This is a genomic window from Mesorhizobium sp. WSM4808, from assembly GCF_055811675.1.
Window position 1 is genome coordinate 364,154 of record NZ_JBVVQX010000003.1, and the last position, 15,007, is coordinate 379,160.

The 15,007-nt window shown below is 59.5% G+C and carries 22 protein-coding genes and 1 pseudogene; 20 read left to right on the forward strand and 3 right to left on the reverse strand.

From position 1 onward, the window contains the following. Positions 1-70: 70 nt before the first annotated feature. From AC0L2U_RS07045 to nusG, 8 genes are all read left to right on the forward strand, one after another. Positions 71-382, forward strand: a complete 312-nt coding sequence (locus tag AC0L2U_RS07045; protein ID WP_473601630.1) for a hypothetical protein — start codon at positions 71-73, stop codon at positions 380-382. Next, positions 379-573: a hypothetical protein gene (locus tag AC0L2U_RS07050; protein WP_027037569.1), complete on the forward strand. Its 195-nt coding sequence runs from the start codon at positions 379-381 to the stop codon at positions 571-573. Before AC0L2U_RS07045 ends, AC0L2U_RS07050 begins: the two co-directional genes overlap by 4 nt. Further along, positions 570-2,012, forward strand: coding sequence for a replicative DNA helicase (locus AC0L2U_RS07055; protein WP_473601632.1), 1,443 nt, complete (start codon positions 570-572; stop codon positions 2,010-2,012). The genes AC0L2U_RS07050 and AC0L2U_RS07055 overlap by 4 nt, the downstream gene beginning before the upstream one ends. Continuing rightward, positions 2,012-2,482 (forward strand): hypothetical protein, encoded by a 471-nt coding sequence (locus tag AC0L2U_RS07060; protein ID WP_473601633.1) that lies wholly within the window; start codon positions 2,012-2,014, stop codon positions 2,480-2,482. The genes AC0L2U_RS07055 and AC0L2U_RS07060 overlap by 1 nt, the downstream gene beginning before the upstream one ends. Before the next feature lie 6 nt (positions 2,483-2,488). After that, positions 2,489-2,848: a hypothetical protein gene (locus AC0L2U_RS07065; protein WP_473601634.1), complete on the forward strand. Its 360-nt coding sequence runs from the start codon at positions 2,489-2,491 to the stop codon at positions 2,846-2,848. Continuing rightward, on the forward strand, positions 2,848-3,303 hold the full coding sequence (locus AC0L2U_RS07070; RefSeq protein ID WP_473601635.1) for a hypothetical protein: 456 nt from the start codon (positions 2,848-2,850) through the stop codon (positions 3,301-3,303). The genes AC0L2U_RS07065 and AC0L2U_RS07070 overlap by 1 nt, the downstream gene beginning before the upstream one ends. 169 nt (positions 3,304-3,472) lie before the next feature. Further along, positions 3,473-4,327, forward strand: a complete 855-nt coding sequence (locus AC0L2U_RS07075; protein ID WP_473601636.1) for a hypothetical protein — start codon at positions 3,473-3,475, stop codon at positions 4,325-4,327. A gap of 57 nt (positions 4,328-4,384) precedes the next feature. Further along, on the forward strand, positions 4,385-4,933 hold the full coding sequence (gene nusG / locus AC0L2U_RS07080; protein ID WP_473601637.1) for a transcription termination/antitermination protein NusG: 549 nt from the start codon (positions 4,385-4,387) through the stop codon (positions 4,931-4,933). Positions 4,934-5,041: 108 nt separating this feature from the next. Here the strand turns inward: nusG and AC0L2U_RS07085 are convergent, their stop codons facing one another. Beyond that, complete coding sequence (locus tag AC0L2U_RS07085; RefSeq protein WP_473601638.1) at positions 5,042-5,761, reverse strand: hypothetical protein; 720 nt, start codon at positions 5,759-5,761, stop codon at positions 5,042-5,044. 179 nt (positions 5,762-5,940) lie between these two features. Between AC0L2U_RS07085 and AC0L2U_RS07090 the strand changes: the two genes are divergently transcribed. The 3 genes from AC0L2U_RS07090 to AC0L2U_RS07100 all read left to right on the forward strand — a co-directional run bounded on the left by AC0L2U_RS07090 (position 5,941) and on the right by AC0L2U_RS07100 (position 7,502). Next, on the forward strand, positions 5,941-6,291 hold the full coding sequence (locus AC0L2U_RS07090; RefSeq protein WP_473601639.1) for a hypothetical protein: 351 nt from the start codon (positions 5,941-5,943) through the stop codon (positions 6,289-6,291). Further along, positions 6,239-6,871, forward strand: a complete 633-nt coding sequence (locus AC0L2U_RS07095; RefSeq protein ID WP_473601640.1) for a DNA-packaging protein — start codon at positions 6,239-6,241, stop codon at positions 6,869-6,871. Before AC0L2U_RS07090 ends, AC0L2U_RS07095 begins: the two co-directional genes overlap by 53 nt. A gap of 76 nt (positions 6,872-6,947) precedes the next feature. Continuing rightward, positions 6,948-7,502, forward strand: coding sequence for a terminase large subunit domain-containing protein (locus AC0L2U_RS07100; protein ID WP_473601641.1), 555 nt, complete (start codon positions 6,948-6,950; stop codon positions 7,500-7,502). A gap of 16 nt (positions 7,503-7,518) precedes the next feature. Here the strand turns inward: AC0L2U_RS07100 and AC0L2U_RS07105 are convergent, their stop codons facing one another. Beyond that, positions 7,519-7,674 (reverse strand): hypothetical protein, encoded by a 156-nt coding sequence (locus tag AC0L2U_RS07105; RefSeq protein ID WP_473601642.1) that lies wholly within the window; start codon positions 7,672-7,674, stop codon positions 7,519-7,521. A 278-nt stretch (positions 7,675-7,952) separates the two neighbouring features. Between AC0L2U_RS07105 and AC0L2U_RS07110 the strand changes: the two are divergent. The 3 genes and pseudogenes from AC0L2U_RS07110 to AC0L2U_RS07120 form a co-directional block, all read left to right on the forward strand. Further along, positions 7,953-8,111 (forward strand): annotated as a pseudogene (locus AC0L2U_RS07110) (terminase large subunit domain-containing protein); the annotation flags it as partial. Positions 8,112-8,165: 54 nt separating this feature from the next. Continuing rightward, entirely contained in the window at positions 8,166-8,714 is a 549-nt protein-coding gene (locus AC0L2U_RS07115) for a phage terminase large subunit family protein (RefSeq protein ID WP_473601700.1), read from the forward strand. Further along, the gene (locus AC0L2U_RS07120) at positions 8,711-8,893 is read left to right on the forward strand and encodes a hypothetical protein (protein WP_473601643.1); all 183 of its coding nucleotides are present in this window, start codon (positions 8,711-8,713) and stop codon (positions 8,891-8,893) included. Before AC0L2U_RS07115 ends, AC0L2U_RS07120 begins: the two co-directional genes overlap by 4 nt. Positions 8,894-8,916: 23 nt before the next feature. On the opposite strand, the gene AC0L2U_RS07125 is transcribed toward AC0L2U_RS07120, so the two are convergent. Further along, positions 8,917-9,453 carry a hypothetical protein gene (locus AC0L2U_RS07125; RefSeq protein ID WP_127383377.1) on the reverse strand — a complete coding sequence of 179 codons (537 nt, stop codon included), beginning with the start codon at positions 9,451-9,453 and terminating at the stop codon, positions 8,917-8,919. A gap of 110 nt (positions 9,454-9,563) precedes the next feature. Here AC0L2U_RS07125 and AC0L2U_RS07130 point away from each other — a divergent pair, with 110 nt between their 5' ends. From AC0L2U_RS07130 to AC0L2U_RS07155, 6 genes are all read left to right on the forward strand, one after another. Then, on the forward strand, positions 9,564-10,115 hold the full coding sequence (locus tag AC0L2U_RS07130) for a hypothetical protein (RefSeq protein ID WP_473601644.1): 552 nt from the start codon (positions 9,564-9,566) through the stop codon (positions 10,113-10,115). A gap of 203 nt (positions 10,116-10,318) precedes the next feature. Further along, complete coding sequence (locus AC0L2U_RS07135) at positions 10,319-12,037, forward strand: portal protein (RefSeq protein WP_473601645.1); 1,719 nt, start codon at positions 10,319-10,321, stop codon at positions 12,035-12,037. Then, on the forward strand, positions 12,034-12,363 hold the full coding sequence (locus AC0L2U_RS07140) for a Bbp19 family protein (protein ID WP_473601646.1): 330 nt from the start codon (positions 12,034-12,036) through the stop codon (positions 12,361-12,363). Before AC0L2U_RS07135 ends, AC0L2U_RS07140 begins: the two co-directional genes overlap by 4 nt. 52 nt (positions 12,364-12,415) lie before the next feature. After that, entirely contained in the window at positions 12,416-12,988 is a 573-nt protein-coding gene (locus tag AC0L2U_RS07145) for a hypothetical protein (RefSeq protein ID WP_473601647.1), read from the forward strand. Between the two features lie 47 nt (positions 12,989-13,035). Beyond that, complete coding sequence (locus AC0L2U_RS07150; RefSeq protein WP_473601648.1) at positions 13,036-13,950, forward strand: hypothetical protein; 915 nt, start codon at positions 13,036-13,038, stop codon at positions 13,948-13,950. 41 nt (positions 13,951-13,991) lie between these two features. Beyond that, positions 13,992-14,981: a Coat protein gene (locus AC0L2U_RS07155; protein WP_473601650.1), complete on the forward strand. Its 990-nt coding sequence runs from the start codon at positions 13,992-13,994 to the stop codon at positions 14,979-14,981. Positions 14,982-15,007: the final 26 nt, after the last annotated feature.

Consider the following 15,007-nt stretch of genomic DNA (forward strand, 5'->3'; position numbering starts at 1 on the left):
CTATTGAGGCTTGACCGTCACTAGGGTTTTAGCCTATTGGTTAATAGGCAATAACCCCTTGAGGCAACCTATGGACACCAGGACGGTACTCCTCGGCGAGATCGCCACCTTCCAGGACAAGCTGAAGATGGCGGACTCCAAGATTGGCATAATCGCACTAAACGACCCGAAGTTCGTTACGCGGCTGCGGGAAGGTCGCCGCTGCTGGCCCGAGACCGCGAGGAAGGTCCGCGACTTCATGGCGGCGGCTTACACCCACATCACCACCGCTGATGGCACGGTGATCATTCGCGACATGGAAACTGGTGTCACAGCGTCGGGGCCAAGCCTGCCTGAGGCATACGCCGAATTGAGGCGCCTGCTTGAGAGACAAGCGGCATGAGCGACATTGACGATGCCATGAACGAGGAACAGGAACGCGCCTTTATCGAGTGGCGCGACCTTCGCAACAAGGCGCAAGAGACCGGCGACATGGCCGACGCTCACGCCGCCGGCAAAGCCTTCGGGGCATTCTTCTACACCTACGTCGCGAACACCTATCGCCCCACCAAAGAGACGGGGCACCGTCCTTGACCGCAGCGGCGAAGACGATCCCAGACAGCGCCTATGTCCCGGAAATAGAGCAAGACGTGCTTGGCACGCTGCTTTTCGGCGGCGACTTTCGGAAGGTGATGAGCTTCCTGCGGGAAGAACATTTCATCCCTGACGTGCACCGGCTGATCTATCGGGCGATCAGGGCCGCGCATGAACAGTACGGCTCGACGACGATGCCGATTGTTCTTCGGCTGATGCCGGAAGATGCCAAAATCCTGTTCGTCCAAAAGACTGAGCAGTATCCGGCCGCCTACATGGCAGAATTGGCCGCGTCGGTCGTCAACGGCCCGGCTGGGCTGGAGCGCGGCGGCAAGGCGGTCGTCAACCAGTGGGCTCGATTGAAGGCGGCCGAAGTTGGCAAGTTCTTGCGCGAGACAGCGCACGACGCGACATCGGACACGAAGGCGACCATTCAGGTGGTCGCCGCCGATTTGGACAACATCGCGGCTGAGCTTCGCGCCGGCCCGAAACGCAAGACCATGTTCACGATGGACGCTGCCACGGAAGAGGCTGTGGTCGAGGTGCGCGCGGCGATGGAGCGCGGCAACGGCCTGACAGGGCATACCTGGGGCCTCACCGACATCAACGCGGCCACGGGAGGCATACAGCCGGGGGAAATGGCCATCATTGGCGCCCGCCCTTCCATGGGCAAGACCGCCTTCGCTCTGTCGGTTGCGTTGCGTGCTTCCGGCGCTGGCGTCGGCGTCGGGTTTCTGTCGTTGGAAATGGGCGCCAAGAAATTGGCCATGCGCCGGCTGACAGATGTCGCCTTCGACTGGAATATCAAGGTTCCCTATGCCGACCTGATCAAGGGCAAGGTGTCCAGCAAGGACTTTGACAGCATCCTTGCGGCGAACCACGACGCCGACCAGTTGCCGCTTTGGATCGAAGAGCAATCCGGCCTGACCATTTCGGATATGCGCGTCAAGATCGAGCGCATAGCCGAACAGGCTGCGGCGCGTGGCATCACGCTCGGCGTGCTGATCATCGATTATTTGCAGCTCGTCCGTCCATCCGCCCGTTATGCCGGCAACCGCGTCGGCGAGATTACTGAAATCTCATGGGCGTTGCGGGAGTTTTCCCGAGAGTTCGGCCTTGGCGTCATCGCTCTTTCCCAGCTCTCGCGCCAGGTAGAAAGCCGCGACGACAAGAGGCCGCAACTTTCCGACCTCCGCGATTCCGGCTCGATCGAACAGGATGCCGATATGGTCGCGTTCCTCTACCGCGAGGCCTATTACCTCGAAAAATCGAAGGGCAAGGACCACGACAAAGAGGGCGAACGCCTCAACCGCCTGATTGATGTTCAGAATGATCTGGAATTCATCATCGCGAAGCAGCGCAACGGTCCAACGAAGACAGTGAAACTGTTCGTCGACATCGCCTGCTCTGCGGTTCGCAACGCGGCGGCGAGGTACTGATGTCAGACCAGCCCGCCCGCTACAAGGTCAAGAACTGGGAGCAGTTTCAGCACTACCGAGACCGCAATCCGCCCTGGATCAAGCTGCACTTTGCCATCCTCGCCAGTGAGGATTGGGTGATGCTCGACGATGCCAGTCGCGTCCTAATGTTCGCTTGCATGCTGGTAGCGTCGAAGAACGAAGGAATGGTCCCGAACAATCCCGCTTACCTCAAAAGGGTGGCGTACCTAAACCGCACTCCAAATTTCAACCCGCTGATTTCATGCGGGTTTCTCGAAGTTCCGCTAGCAGATGCTAGCGCGTTGCAAGCGCATGCTAGCGCCGTGCAAGCGGATGCTAGACCAGAGAAGAGACAGAGCAGAGAAGAGAAGAGCTTGTCCGAAACAAGTTCGGACGAGCGGCCGGTTTCGAAAAGCTCGAAAGCGTACCCTGAAGACTTCGAAGCGTTCTGGCTGGACTATCCTCGATAGCCGAACATGTCGAAAGCAAAGGCGCTGGCGGGCTGGGTGAAGCTCTCAGAGCAGGAGCGCAAGGCCTGCCGCAAAGCGGTGCCGGCATATCGCGCGTTCCTGACCTCAAAGCCAGACCACCCGACCATGCATGCGGTGACGTTCATCAACGAACGCCGGTTTGAGGGTTTTGTGGAACAGGCTGCGGCATCAGCGCCGCGTCCCGCGACGCCCCAGGATTGGGGAAAGCGTCTTGCTTTCGGTCGTCAGCAAAGCAAGTGGCACGTCGAACAATGGGGACCTCGCCCAGGCGATCCCGAATGTCGAGTTCCCGAGCATCTTCTTCAACCTGGCGATGGCCAAGCATGGGCCGTATGGGAGGCGTGATGACCGTCGTTCAGGCTTCAGACGGTAGCGGCGGATGGCTTGTGATCTCGCGTGGAGAAACCTTAGCAGGCCCATTTCCGACAAATGCCGAAGCCTGGCGCGCGGCCGATCGGTTGGAAGGCTCACCCATATCGCCAGCAGAAAAACGCGCTGATTGGATTTCCACCAAGATCCTGTCGAGCGGCCCTGCGCCGATCATGCCAAAGCGCGCCCGGCACCAGAAGAAGCGCACGGCCAAGAATCGGAAGGCGAAAAACCGCAAGGCGAAGCGGATGCAGATCAACGCCGCCAATGCCCCGGCATGGATACGCTCGATAGCGGCGGCAAACTTCGACCCGAACGGGAAGCGGAAATATCGGGATTTCAAGCTCGGGACGTTCGGACCAGCGTCATTGGTGCGGAAGATCGACCCGGCCGAATACCTCGCCACAAGCACGGGCACCGAACATGAGTGACTTCAACGGTTCGTTCACCATGCCATCCGCGAACGGTGCGGTAAGACAGGGAATGTCGGGGATAGCTGCCACAGGACGGTCGAGGTCCACGCAACTGCCTGCAACCAAATGGGCGCACCCTCATGTCGAGGTGCCCGCGCTCCGGACGAGCACTTGTAGGAAACAAAAAGTGGAACTTCTACACCGTATAGCTGCTGTTGGCATTGCTGACCTTGAGCCGCGTCAGCCGTCGACTGGCGAACCCATCTGCGAACGCGTCGATCCGTCGACCTTGTTCGTCGACCATGAGTACCAGCGTGCTATCGGCGAGAGAGGCCATAAGCAAATCCGGCAAATCATCGAGCGCTTTTGCTGGACGAAATACAAGCCGCCGATCTGCGCCTATGCCGAGCACGACGGCGAAACCATCTTGAAAGTCCTGGACGGTCAACACACCGCAATTGCAGCCGCCAGCAATCCTCACATCCATCTCATTCCGGTGATGATCGTCGACGCGCCTGACACCCAAAGCCAAGCTGCGGCTTTCGTAGGTCAGAACACTCAGCGGCTTGGAGTCACCGCGCTGCAGCTGCACCATTCCGCAGTATTGGCCGGATACGATGAATCCGTCGACGTCGAACGCACGTGTGAAAGGGCGGGTGTAAAGGTCCTGCGAAATCTGCCCGGCAATAGTCGATACCAACCCGGTGACACTATAGCGATTTCGGCCATCAAGGGCTTGGTGGCTCGGCGCGATCCGCTCGGCGCACGGGTAATCCTCGAGGTCTTGGCGAACGCGCATTTAGCACCAATCACCGCCCTTCACATCAAAGCCGCCGAATTCGTGATGACCGACCCTGACATGTCAAAAAAGGTAGACCCAGAAGAACTCACCAAGACCATAGGTGACATGTATCTCACTGCCGAGGACGAAGCCGGCATCCTTGCCAAGGATCAGCGTGTCCCAGAGTGGCGCGCGTTAGCTTCGATCTGGTTCCGAAAGACGAAAAAGAAGCGACAGGTCATGCGCTTGGGGCGCGCCTAGTCGTGGTGTGCCGCGCTGATGACAAGGCGCGGCATCACAGCATCATGGAGAGATCAATTGAACACTCAGACTAAAATTTCTTCAACGAAGCAGCCAGCTTGGCTCGCGGTCCAGACCAAGCCTGGCGGGGAATACCGGGCCGTGACAGAGATGCAGCGTCTTGGGATCCCGGTCTACATGCCGCAATACCGGCACGAGTACCGGCACCATCGGACCAAGGCTTGGCTGGTGAAGAACTTCCCGTTGTTCCTCGGCTACATCTTCACGCCCAGCCACGACGTGAAGTGGGGCGCCCTGAACAGTTGCGACGGCCTCGTCCGGAACGGTGTGCTCTGCGACATCGAGGGAAAGCCGGTTCCGATCCCAGGACACGATATCAAGGCGATCCGCGATGCAGAGGAAAAAGGCGTGTTCGACAAGATGCGCGACCACGGTCTGCGGATCAAAGTCGGTGAAGGCGTGACGGTCTTGGACGGCGCTTTTGCTGGTGCCGATGCTGAGATGGTGAAAGCGCGCAGCGTCAACAGCGTGCGGGTGCTTCTAAATATGTTCGGCGGCAAGGTTGTTGCCAGTGGACCAGTTGCAAAAATTCAGAAAAAGGAATAGAGTCCTACAAACTGATTTGGCGATACGCCTGTCTGCGCGGGGCTTCACAGTCACCAGCCGGGGCGATGAGGGGCAAAATCGCCGCCCCAGCCCCCGACGAAGTTATGGTCAAAACGGTTGAGGGCATTGGCTGATTTTGCACTTACCTTGAACGGTTGGGCCGCGCTGTTCGATGAATGTGGGATTCTCTCGCCAATCTGACGTCGCCTTGAACGCCTTTTGGGCTTCCGGTGACATCGCGAGTTCAGAAAAATAAAGTGCATCTACAGCGTGTGGCTCGGCGATCTCAGCGATCTTGTGGCTTCCATCCGGATACGCAACAGTTGCGACAAGCTTGACTACTTGCCCTCGGTCAGTCCTAGCTTTGATTTTGCCGCCCAGGACAAAGGTCTTCAAGGCAAAGGCGCTGCCGTCGGTTGGCATCGGCTCCGGCTTGCCGCCGGCGTTTGTGATCGCGTCAAGCACTTCTTGATGGGTATTGCCGACTAGCTGGCTTAGGCCACCAAACTTAAGACGCGAGTGAATTCCATCCGCGATTTCCGATTGGCTAACTGGGTACGGCCCCGAGGCTTCTTTCGCGTTTATCCATATCGGCACATTGGAACGCGACCGAAATTTGACCAGCGTCTTAAGTTCTGTTTGCACGAGGGCTACGATGTCATCGAGGGTCTCCATGGCGTAGTAGTCGACACCAGCGTCGATCCGCGTGATCCCAGGCAACGAGCGTTTAAATGCAGCCTGATCAGCCTCAATTGTATTCCTGATGCGAAGAATGGAGTTGGGATTTACAGTAAATTTCTTCCCATCTTTTCGCGTGAAAGTAAGCACTAAAACCTCCCCCTGTTGGCCTAAATCAAACTTGCTCAGCCAAGCAGAGAACAGCCCTAGTAGCAATAGGGCCTCTTCAGGCTGTCATGCTCGTGGGTCCAATAACGACCCGTCATAACGCCATCGTGAACTTCAGCGTACTCGGCGCTTGCCATCTAACCCCTGCATGGAGAACCACCATGACCACGCGATACGCAACCATTATCGAAGGCGAGAATGGCGAAGAAATCGTCTCCAACATTGGCCAGTTCGAAGGCGGCCCGCCCAACATCCGTACCGGCAAGATCGAACAGGTAGCCGACGGCGTGCTGATCGGCATGGTTCGCGGCGGCCCTGTCGATCCAGTCGACGGGTTCGGCTTCCCCGACGGCGCACCCGGTGTGTCTGGCCGCGCTGTCGGAATCGCCAAGGCGAATGAAGCAGCAGAGCGGCACGCCAAGTCGGTGAAGTCCGGCAAGCGTGGTGGCAAGGCGAAGGATGCCGCGCCTGTCGATGAGACGATCGATCCCGATGCCAAAACCGACGCGTAAGGGAACGAAGCCGAGATCCTCCGAAAAGGTCGCGGCTTCACCTCCTGTCTCCAACATGCCAGCACCCAAGGGCAACGACTTCTGGAAAGCGCGAAGCACCCATGGGCGCAAGCCGATCTTCGCGACGCCTGACCATCTGTGGACTGCTGCGGTCGAGTATTTCGAATGGGTCGATGCGCACCCGCTCTATGAGGCCAAGCCGTTCGCGTACCAGGGCGATGTGAGTATCGCGACCATTGCCAAGATGCGCGCCATGACGATCACCGGCCTCTGCATCTTCCTCGATATCAGCCAGCAGGCTTGGTCGGAATACAAGCAGCGCGATGGTTTTGGTGAGATCACGACGCGCGTGGACGAAATCATCCGCACCCAGAAATTCGAGGGCGCCTCGGCCGATCTGCTGAACGCCAACATCATTGCTCGTGATCTGGGCCTCGCGGATAAGTCGGAATTGAACGTCGCCGGCTCGCTTCACACGATGTCTGGAGACGCCCTGGATGCTCGCATCGCTCTCTTACTCGAAGAAGGTCGAGCTGGCGCAGCTCCTGGAGGAGCAGGCAAGGCGGAAGAGCCGGAATAGGCTGCTACGGTATCAGCCCTACACCAAGCAGGCCTCGTTCCACGCGGCCGGCTCGACCAATCGGGAACGATTGTTCATGGCCGGCAACCAGCTCGGCAAGACGTTGGCCGGCGGCGCTGAATGGGCGATGCACCTGACCGGCCGATATCCCGACTGGTGGGAAGGCAAGGTGTTCCCCAAGCCGGTAGCGATGTGGGCGGCCGGCCTGACCGGCGAATCCACCCGCGACACTGTGCAGAAGATGCTCGTCGGCCAGCCTGAGCGGAAAGATGCCTGGGGAACCGGAATGATCCCCGGCGAAGCATTCGCCGAAACCTATCTGGCTCGCGGCATTCCGAACGCGCTCGACAGCATAGTAGTCAAACATGGTGGTGGTGGCGACGTCCAGGCAGGCCGAAGCATCCTCGGCTTCAAGTCATATGAGAAGGGCCGAGAGAAGTGGCAGGGGCCGACGCTGGACGGCGTGTGGTTCGATGAAGAGCCCCCGCCCGATATCTACAGCGAGGGCCTGACGCGCACGAATGCCACGGGAGGCATTACGATGATCACCTTCACGCCTCTGCTCGGCATGTCTGAGGTCGTGCTGATGTTCCTCACGTCCGACCAGGTCAACAGCATGGTGAAGGGCTAGGCCGACGCCTGTTGCCCTATTGCCGGCTTTTAATCTGCTTCACAGTTCGCTCGATATCCTCCAAAGCCGTTGCAAGCGCGTAGAGCGCCTTGGCAATGCCATCAAGTTTTTCATTGGTATCTGTCGCACTCTCCGCACGTCGTGCGTAAGTTTTTGCACTAGATGTCGACATTCCTACTCCCTCTCTGCATTCGCGATTGCATTGGCAACGATGTCAGGGGTCTCGCGGACGTATATTGCATGAGGGCCATTTTGGTTGCTGCCATTGGTAGTAATGCTAGTGCCTTCCGCCTGTGGCCAAAAAGCAATGACATTTTTTGGGTTAATCCAGACAGGCGTGCCGTTGTCGCCCCAATTCAGTGTCAGCCTGCAGAACGCCATCTTATGCTCCCGTGTTGAAGAAAAAGAGGTAGTCCGAATCGACATCTATCTGCAAGTGGCAGGAGGCCTCTATCAATGACTCGGCATGTCACCTTCATGACTATCGACGATGCCGAGCACTACACGCCGGAGCAACGCGCGGAGATCATAGCCGCCTATCCTGAACATGAGCGTGAAGCGCGGGCCAAGGGTATCCCCGTGCTGGGTTCCGGCCGCATCTTCCCCGTCGGCGAAGAGACCATTTCCTGTGAGCCGTTCCGCCTTCCGCGCTACTGGCCGCGCATCGGTGCTCTCGACTTCGGGTGGGACCATCCGTCGGCCGCCATCGAACTGGCTTGGGATACGGAAGCTGACATCGTCTATGTCTCGAAGGCGCATAGAGCATCGCAACAGACGCCAGCCATGCAGGCTATTGCCCTGAAGCCGTGGGGATCATGGTTGCCGTGGTCCTGGCCGCGTGACGGCCGGCGGGAGACGCTGGAAGGCGCCGGCATCGCACTGGCAAATCAGTATCGCACCCATGGCCTCAACATGCTTGGGACGCATGCGCAGTTCCCGGACGGCTCCGTCTCGGTCGAGGCTGGTCTGATGGAGATGCTGGACCGGATGCAGTCCGGCCGCTTCAAGGTGTTCTCCACCCTGGTCGAATGGTTTGAAGAATTTCGGCTGTATCACCGAAAGGACGGCCAAGTCGTCAAGTTGCGAGACGATGTGATGTCGGCAACGCGGTACGGCGTCATGATGCTGCGAGAAGCTGTGGTTGATCCTGCGGAGTTCGCCGCGGTGAAGCGCAGCAGGAAGCAATCCGATCCACTGGCGGCATACCGATGAGCGAATTCGTGCAGCGCCTGGACAAGCGGACGGGCGAGTACATCAAGATCGAAGTGCGGTCCGGTCGAGTGATCGGCGATCCGCAGAAGCGCAAGTTCGCTGACGCCGACGAGATTGAGCCAATTGAGATCGAGCAGCGCCGCGCATCGCACCCTGATCCGCTGGCAGCTTTCCGTTGAAGCGCACCAGCGGGAAGAGTGACCTAGTATCCCATCACAGTTTTGAGGTCTGATGCCGCCTGACTGAGCGCACCGGCAGGAGTATTCAGCCAGCCTGGGACGATAAGTGTCCGATACATTTTGGTCTCCTGCTTATTGATCAGATTCGGGTTTCTATCCAGCGCGAACGCAATCAACGATCGTTCGACAAACCGGATGTCGTTATGTCGCGCTGTAGATGGTCTGGAGAACTGCCATGTCCCCGGCGTGGTTCTTGCATAGAAGTACATTACTGGCGTCCCTTTGATGCCCGAAGCCAAAACCGAGTTGAACTTTCTGACCTTGTCGACCGACAGACACTCCGCCTTGAAACTCTGGCGCTCAGCCTTGCCTACATACCACGGTAGGATTCCGCCACCGGATCGAAGCCCGAAGACGTAGCAGCCGCACGTTTGAGACAGCCAATCTTCGGTCGCCTCTACTTTGTTCCAGAACGCCGCTCGAAACCCGTCGTCCAAAAAAATCAAATTATCTTCCTTGGATCGGGGCAACACAAATGGACCGTATAGATAGTACTTCAACAAAACCTCCCGACTTTATGTTACGTTCGACTGGCTACCACCCCGCGATCACTTAGTGCAATGGAAAGCGCCGCGTACAACTGATGGCTAGTCAACATGTCATCGGTCTCATGACGGTTCGCATCGTCGGCGGCAACATCCGCGACCTGTCCTACATCGCCGCGAACCTGCGGCCGCAAGACAAGGCAGAGATCGACTGTCAGCTTGATGGTTGGACGCCTGCGACACTGGCGCTGCACGCCATGCAGGGGCCGGCGTATGTGGTCGAGATCAACGGCAACCCGGAAGCGGCATTCGGTGCGGCTCAACTGCGTAGTGGCCTCTGGATCGCCTGGTCGTGGGGCACTCGGCGCATGAAGCGCTGCGTTCCTCGGATCACGAAGTTCTTCTGGGAAGTGCTTGGCCCCGACGTTGCCGCACAGGGCGCCTGGCGTGTCGAGGCAAGAGCGCTGGCATCGAACGATCTGGCGTTGCGTTGGCTCCGCCGCCTCGGTGCAACGGAACGCTGCCGCCTGCCTGCCTTCGGCAAGAACGGCGAAGACTTCATCCTGTTCGATTGGACAAGAGAGACCTGGAACCATGTGCCTATTCAACAAGCCGCCGGAACTGAAGCCACTGCCGCCGACGCCAACGGCAACCGATGCCGACGTGCAGAAGCGTGAAGAGGCAATGCGCCTGGCTCTCGCTTCCAAGACTGACACGGCGTCGACCGTGAAGACTGATCTCGCGCCATCTGCCCTGGTTGGACAGAAGCGCGTGCTGCTGGGCGTCTGATCATGCGCGCCATGAAACGTGTGTTTCGCAATCGCGCCGGGTTTCCTTGGTGGTTCTGGCGCCGTGTCGCCGCACGGCTGAAGAGGATTGCATGACCGACAGCCGTGCTCGCGACGTCCTCTCTCGCCAGTCGGAACTCGAGACTGAGCGCGCCCACTACGAAGGCGTCTGGGAACAGGTCGCGGAATTCTGCGATCCTGATGCACCCGACATCTTCGTAAGTCGGTCCAGCCGTTCACTGGAATCGCAGGCTGAGCGCTCCGAGCGTCGTGGCAGTCGCGTCTATGCGACCACGATCAACAGCGCTGCAAACCGCCTTGCTGCTGGTTTGGAGAGCCTGATCATTCCGCAGTCCGAAAAGTGGCATGGTCTCTCTACGGCGGCGATGGACGACGAAGAAACCGACGAGGAAAAGAAGTGGGCTGAGAGCCTGCGGGATTTCCTGTTCTCGCTGCGCTACTCGGCGAATTCTAACTTCGTGCCGGCGACGCAAGCGTGCCTGCGCAACGTGGTTCGATATGGTCCTGCTTACCTCTACGCGGAAGAGGGCTTCGGCAGCACGATGGTTCGCTACGCGTCCATTCCAGTGGTCGAAGGCTATATCAGCCGCAACCGGTGGGGCCAGGTCGACACCTTCCATCGCCGCTATGAACGGACGGCGCGACAGACTGCGCAGATGCTCGGCTATGAGAAGCTCCCGGCCAAGATCAAGGCGCTGGTTGATGACCCGACCAAGTGCGACACCAAGATTTCTCTGATCCACTGCATCAAGCCCCGCGACGAGCGCCGGATGTACCGCATCGGTGGTCAGATGGACTATCTCGAAACCGCCTTTGCCTCGTACCACGTCATCGAAGAGGAAGAGGTGATCGCGAAGGAGAGCGGATTTCGCACCTTCCCGGTGGCAACGTTCAACTGGCGCCGCTACGAGAGCGACCCTTACGGCATCTCGCCGACAATCGAGGCGCTGACTACGGTCCGTGAAGAAAACGCCGTGCGCCGCTCTGGCCTGCGCGCGTTGCAGCAGATCACCGATCCGGCGACCGCTTCGAAAGCTCGCATGGATGATGTGCCGGTCCTCAATCCTGGGGAGAACTATCCGGGCATGATGAGCGAATCCGGGCAGATCCAAATCGCCCCGATCAACACCGGCGCCAACCCGAGCTATGCATTCGATTATGCACAGACACGGGCTGATGAAATCCGCGACATGATGTTCGTGAACTTGTTTCAGACGCTCGTTCAAAACCCACAGATGACGGCGACCGAAGCACTGATCCGCCAAGAGGAGAAGGGCGCGCTGCTCGGCCCATCCGGTTCGATCATTCAATCTGGCTTCGCCACGAACCTCGATCGCGAACTCGGCATCCTGGAAGACAAGGGACTCTACGATCAGGACAGCCGGTTCCTGCCGCCTGCAAGTCTGGCCGGCAAGTCGGTGCGTCCTACGTTCACCGGTCCGCTCGATGTGCTGCGCCGTTCGGCTGAGGCCCGCGACACCATTCAAGTCGTCACCACCGCCATGCAGATGGCTCAGTTCGACCCGGATGTGATGGACAACATCGACAGTGATGAGGCGATCAAGATCGTGCAGAGCGCCGGCCGCAGCCCGGCTCGGTTGTTCCGGTCGGCAGATGATATCGCGGCTCGTCGTGATGCGAAGGCCAAGCAACAGCAAGCCCAGGCCGGTGCCGCTGCGATGGCCGCTGCCGGCAAGGTTGCGAAGGACGCTGTTCCTGCCGCAGTGCAGGCGCGTGATAGCGGACTGCTCGACGGCCTCAACGGGCTGATGCCGCAGGGCAACGCATGAGCAAGCCGAAGACGTTTAATCGTGCCGGCCTGGCTGGCGGGCCTGCAAAAGCACAGGACGCGCTGACGAAAGCCTATCTGCATGTCTTCACCGGGGCCGATGGCGAGATGGTCCTTGCGGATCTGGTCGACAAGGCTGGCTACTACCGCCGGCCGAACTATCACGACTGGATGGCACGCACCAAGACGCCGGCCGGCTTCGAACTCCACAGCGCTCTCTCGAATGCTCGGGCCGAAGTCGTGCAGCACATCATGGATTTTCTCAGGCTAGACGATGATCAGCGGATCGCCTTGGAACGGGCGGCAAGACTCGAAGGCCAGCGATAGGTTTGCCCGCGGCGGGTTCAGCCGAAATCTTCCCAAGAATGAGGATACGACAATGACACGTGGACTTCCGCGTACCCTTTCGCGCGCCGCTGCTCGGGCGGCTGGCCTCGCTCCTCCGGTTGCCGGCCTGAAGGCTGTCACGACGGGCGCCGGCGGTGCCTTCAAGACGGTCTTCACCTTCAACGCGATGCAAGTGCCGGTGACTGACGCGCTGGCCTATGCCTCGCAGAAAATCTTCGATTGCCTGGATGGCAAAGTTCGCGTGAAGGGCGGCACTGTCAAGATGCAGTTCGCCGTGCTCGGTGCGCGCGCGAGCACGATCAACGACAATGCGTCCCTGACGTGGGGTCTGGGGACCGTTGCGGCCTCCAGCATCACGCTGGCGACCACCATGCAGAACATCATCCCAGTGACCACGCGCACGCTGGATGGCGCCACGACGGCGCTGTCGACGGCATCTACCGCCGATGTTGTCGTTGCCGCCACGTTCGACGGCACCACCACGCCGGTCGATATCTTCCTGAACCTGGCGTTCGCCACGAACACGGACATCGACGCCGACGGCGTGCTGGCGATCACCGGCACCATCACTCTGCTCTGGGAGAACTGGGGCGACAACGTTTGACGGCCCCTGCGGCTGGGTGAGCCGCCCAATCGAAGGAACAATCGATCATGACAGATACGGCAGAAACTGGGTCCGTGGCGGTGGATGCACCTCCGGCGGGCAACCTGGAAAAGCCAGCGACGACGGTAGAGAACGGGTCCGCTACCGAAGGCGCCAAGAGTTGGTTTGACGGTCTTTCCGAAGGCAACCGCAAGCTCGCTGATAACAAGGGCTGGACCAAGCCAGAGGGCGGCATCGAAAAGGTGCTGAGCTCCTATGCGGAACTCGAACGTATGCAGGGTGAAAGCCTGCGCGTTCCCGCAGCCGACGCACCGAAGGAGGAGTGGGAGAAATTCAACTCCAAGCTTCCCGAGACCATGCGCCCGGTGACATCGCCCGAAAAGGTCGAGTACACGCGCCCGGAAGGGCTCCCTGCTGATCTACCCTACGATGAAGCGCTGGCGACTGCGTCCAAAACCTGGGCGGCCGAAGCTGGCGCGACACCCAGGGTGGCGCAGGCCTATCACGACAAATTCGTAGGCTACATGGCCGACCAGGTGAAGGCGCATCAAACCGCCCTCGCCGCATCGGTCGAGGCAACCCACGAAGATCTTGTGAAGGACTGGGGACCGAAAGACAGCGAAGGCTTCAAGCAGAAGCACGAACTGGCGAACCGGGCGGCCAAGAAGCTCGATCTGGTCGACGCCTTCAAGGAGGCGGGAATTCTGCTGCCCGACGGCGCGCTGACCAAGTCCAAGGTCGCGCGCGCTCTCTCGGCAGTGGGCGAAGCGATGTTCAAGGAAGACACGATCGACAATGACGCCTCTCGCGGCGGGGAGAACCCGTTCAAGAAGGACGCCAGCGGCGGTCGCAACATCTCGGCGATTTCGGCCCTTGTGAAAAGCGACCCCGAACGCGCGAAGCGGCTTGCCCGCGAGGCCGGCGAAAACCCGGATCTCTGGGTGTCCAGCCATCCCCTGTGAGGGATCGACACCGCTCCGCATTGCTAAAGGAATGAAATAAAATGGCAGACGCCTACACCCGCATTGCGGATTCGATCGTTCCATCGGTTTATTCGCAGTACTCGTTCGAAGAGCACGTGCAGTCGCTTGAAATCTACCAGGCCGGCATCCTCTTCAACGATCCCGCGATCACCGCGAAGCTGAGCCAAGGCGGCCGTTCGGTCGACATGCCCGGCTGGAAAGATCTCGGCAACGATCCGTCGGAACCCATCAACGATGATCCGACTGACAGCATCGAGATGAAGAAGATCGGTTCGCGCCGCGAAGTCGCGGCTCGTAACATTCGCGCCAATGCGTGGGGCATCCCGGACCTGACCAGCATTCTCGCCGGTTCCGATCCGCAGAAGCTGATCGTCCAGCGTCAGACCGACTATTGGCAGCGCGCCAACAAGCTGACGCTGGTCAGCATCCTGAAGGGCGTGATCGCCGACAACGTCGCCAACGATGCCGGCGACCTCGTCCGCGTGACCGGCGCCTCGATTGTCGACACCGACATCATCGAAGCGGCGTACCTGATGGGCGATCGTGCCGACAAGTTCAAGACGATCTGGATACATTCGAAGCAGATGAAGGCTCTCAAGCTGGCTGATCTGATCGACTATGTCCCCTCGTCCCAGCAAGGCGGCCCGCTGATCCCGTACTACATGAACCTGCGCGTGGTGGTCGACGACGACATCCCGGTGGCGACCGGCGTCTACACGGCGTTCATGTTCAAGGACAAGGCGATCATGTGGAACGAGCTTCCGGTGAATACGGAAGGCGGTCCGCTGGAGTTCGATCGCAAGCCTCGCCAGGCCCATGGTGGTGGCGTGACGGAAATGGTGGCACGTCGCCACTTCGTTCCGCACGTTCCCGGCACGCGCTTCCTCGACGCCTCCTCGGCCGGAGAATTCGCCACGGATGCGGAACTGGCGCTTGCAGCAAACTGGGACCGCACCGCGTCGAGCGTCAAGAACATGACGTTCATCGCACTCAAGACCACCGAGGCCTGATCGGGCCTGGGAACTGAAAACGGGCG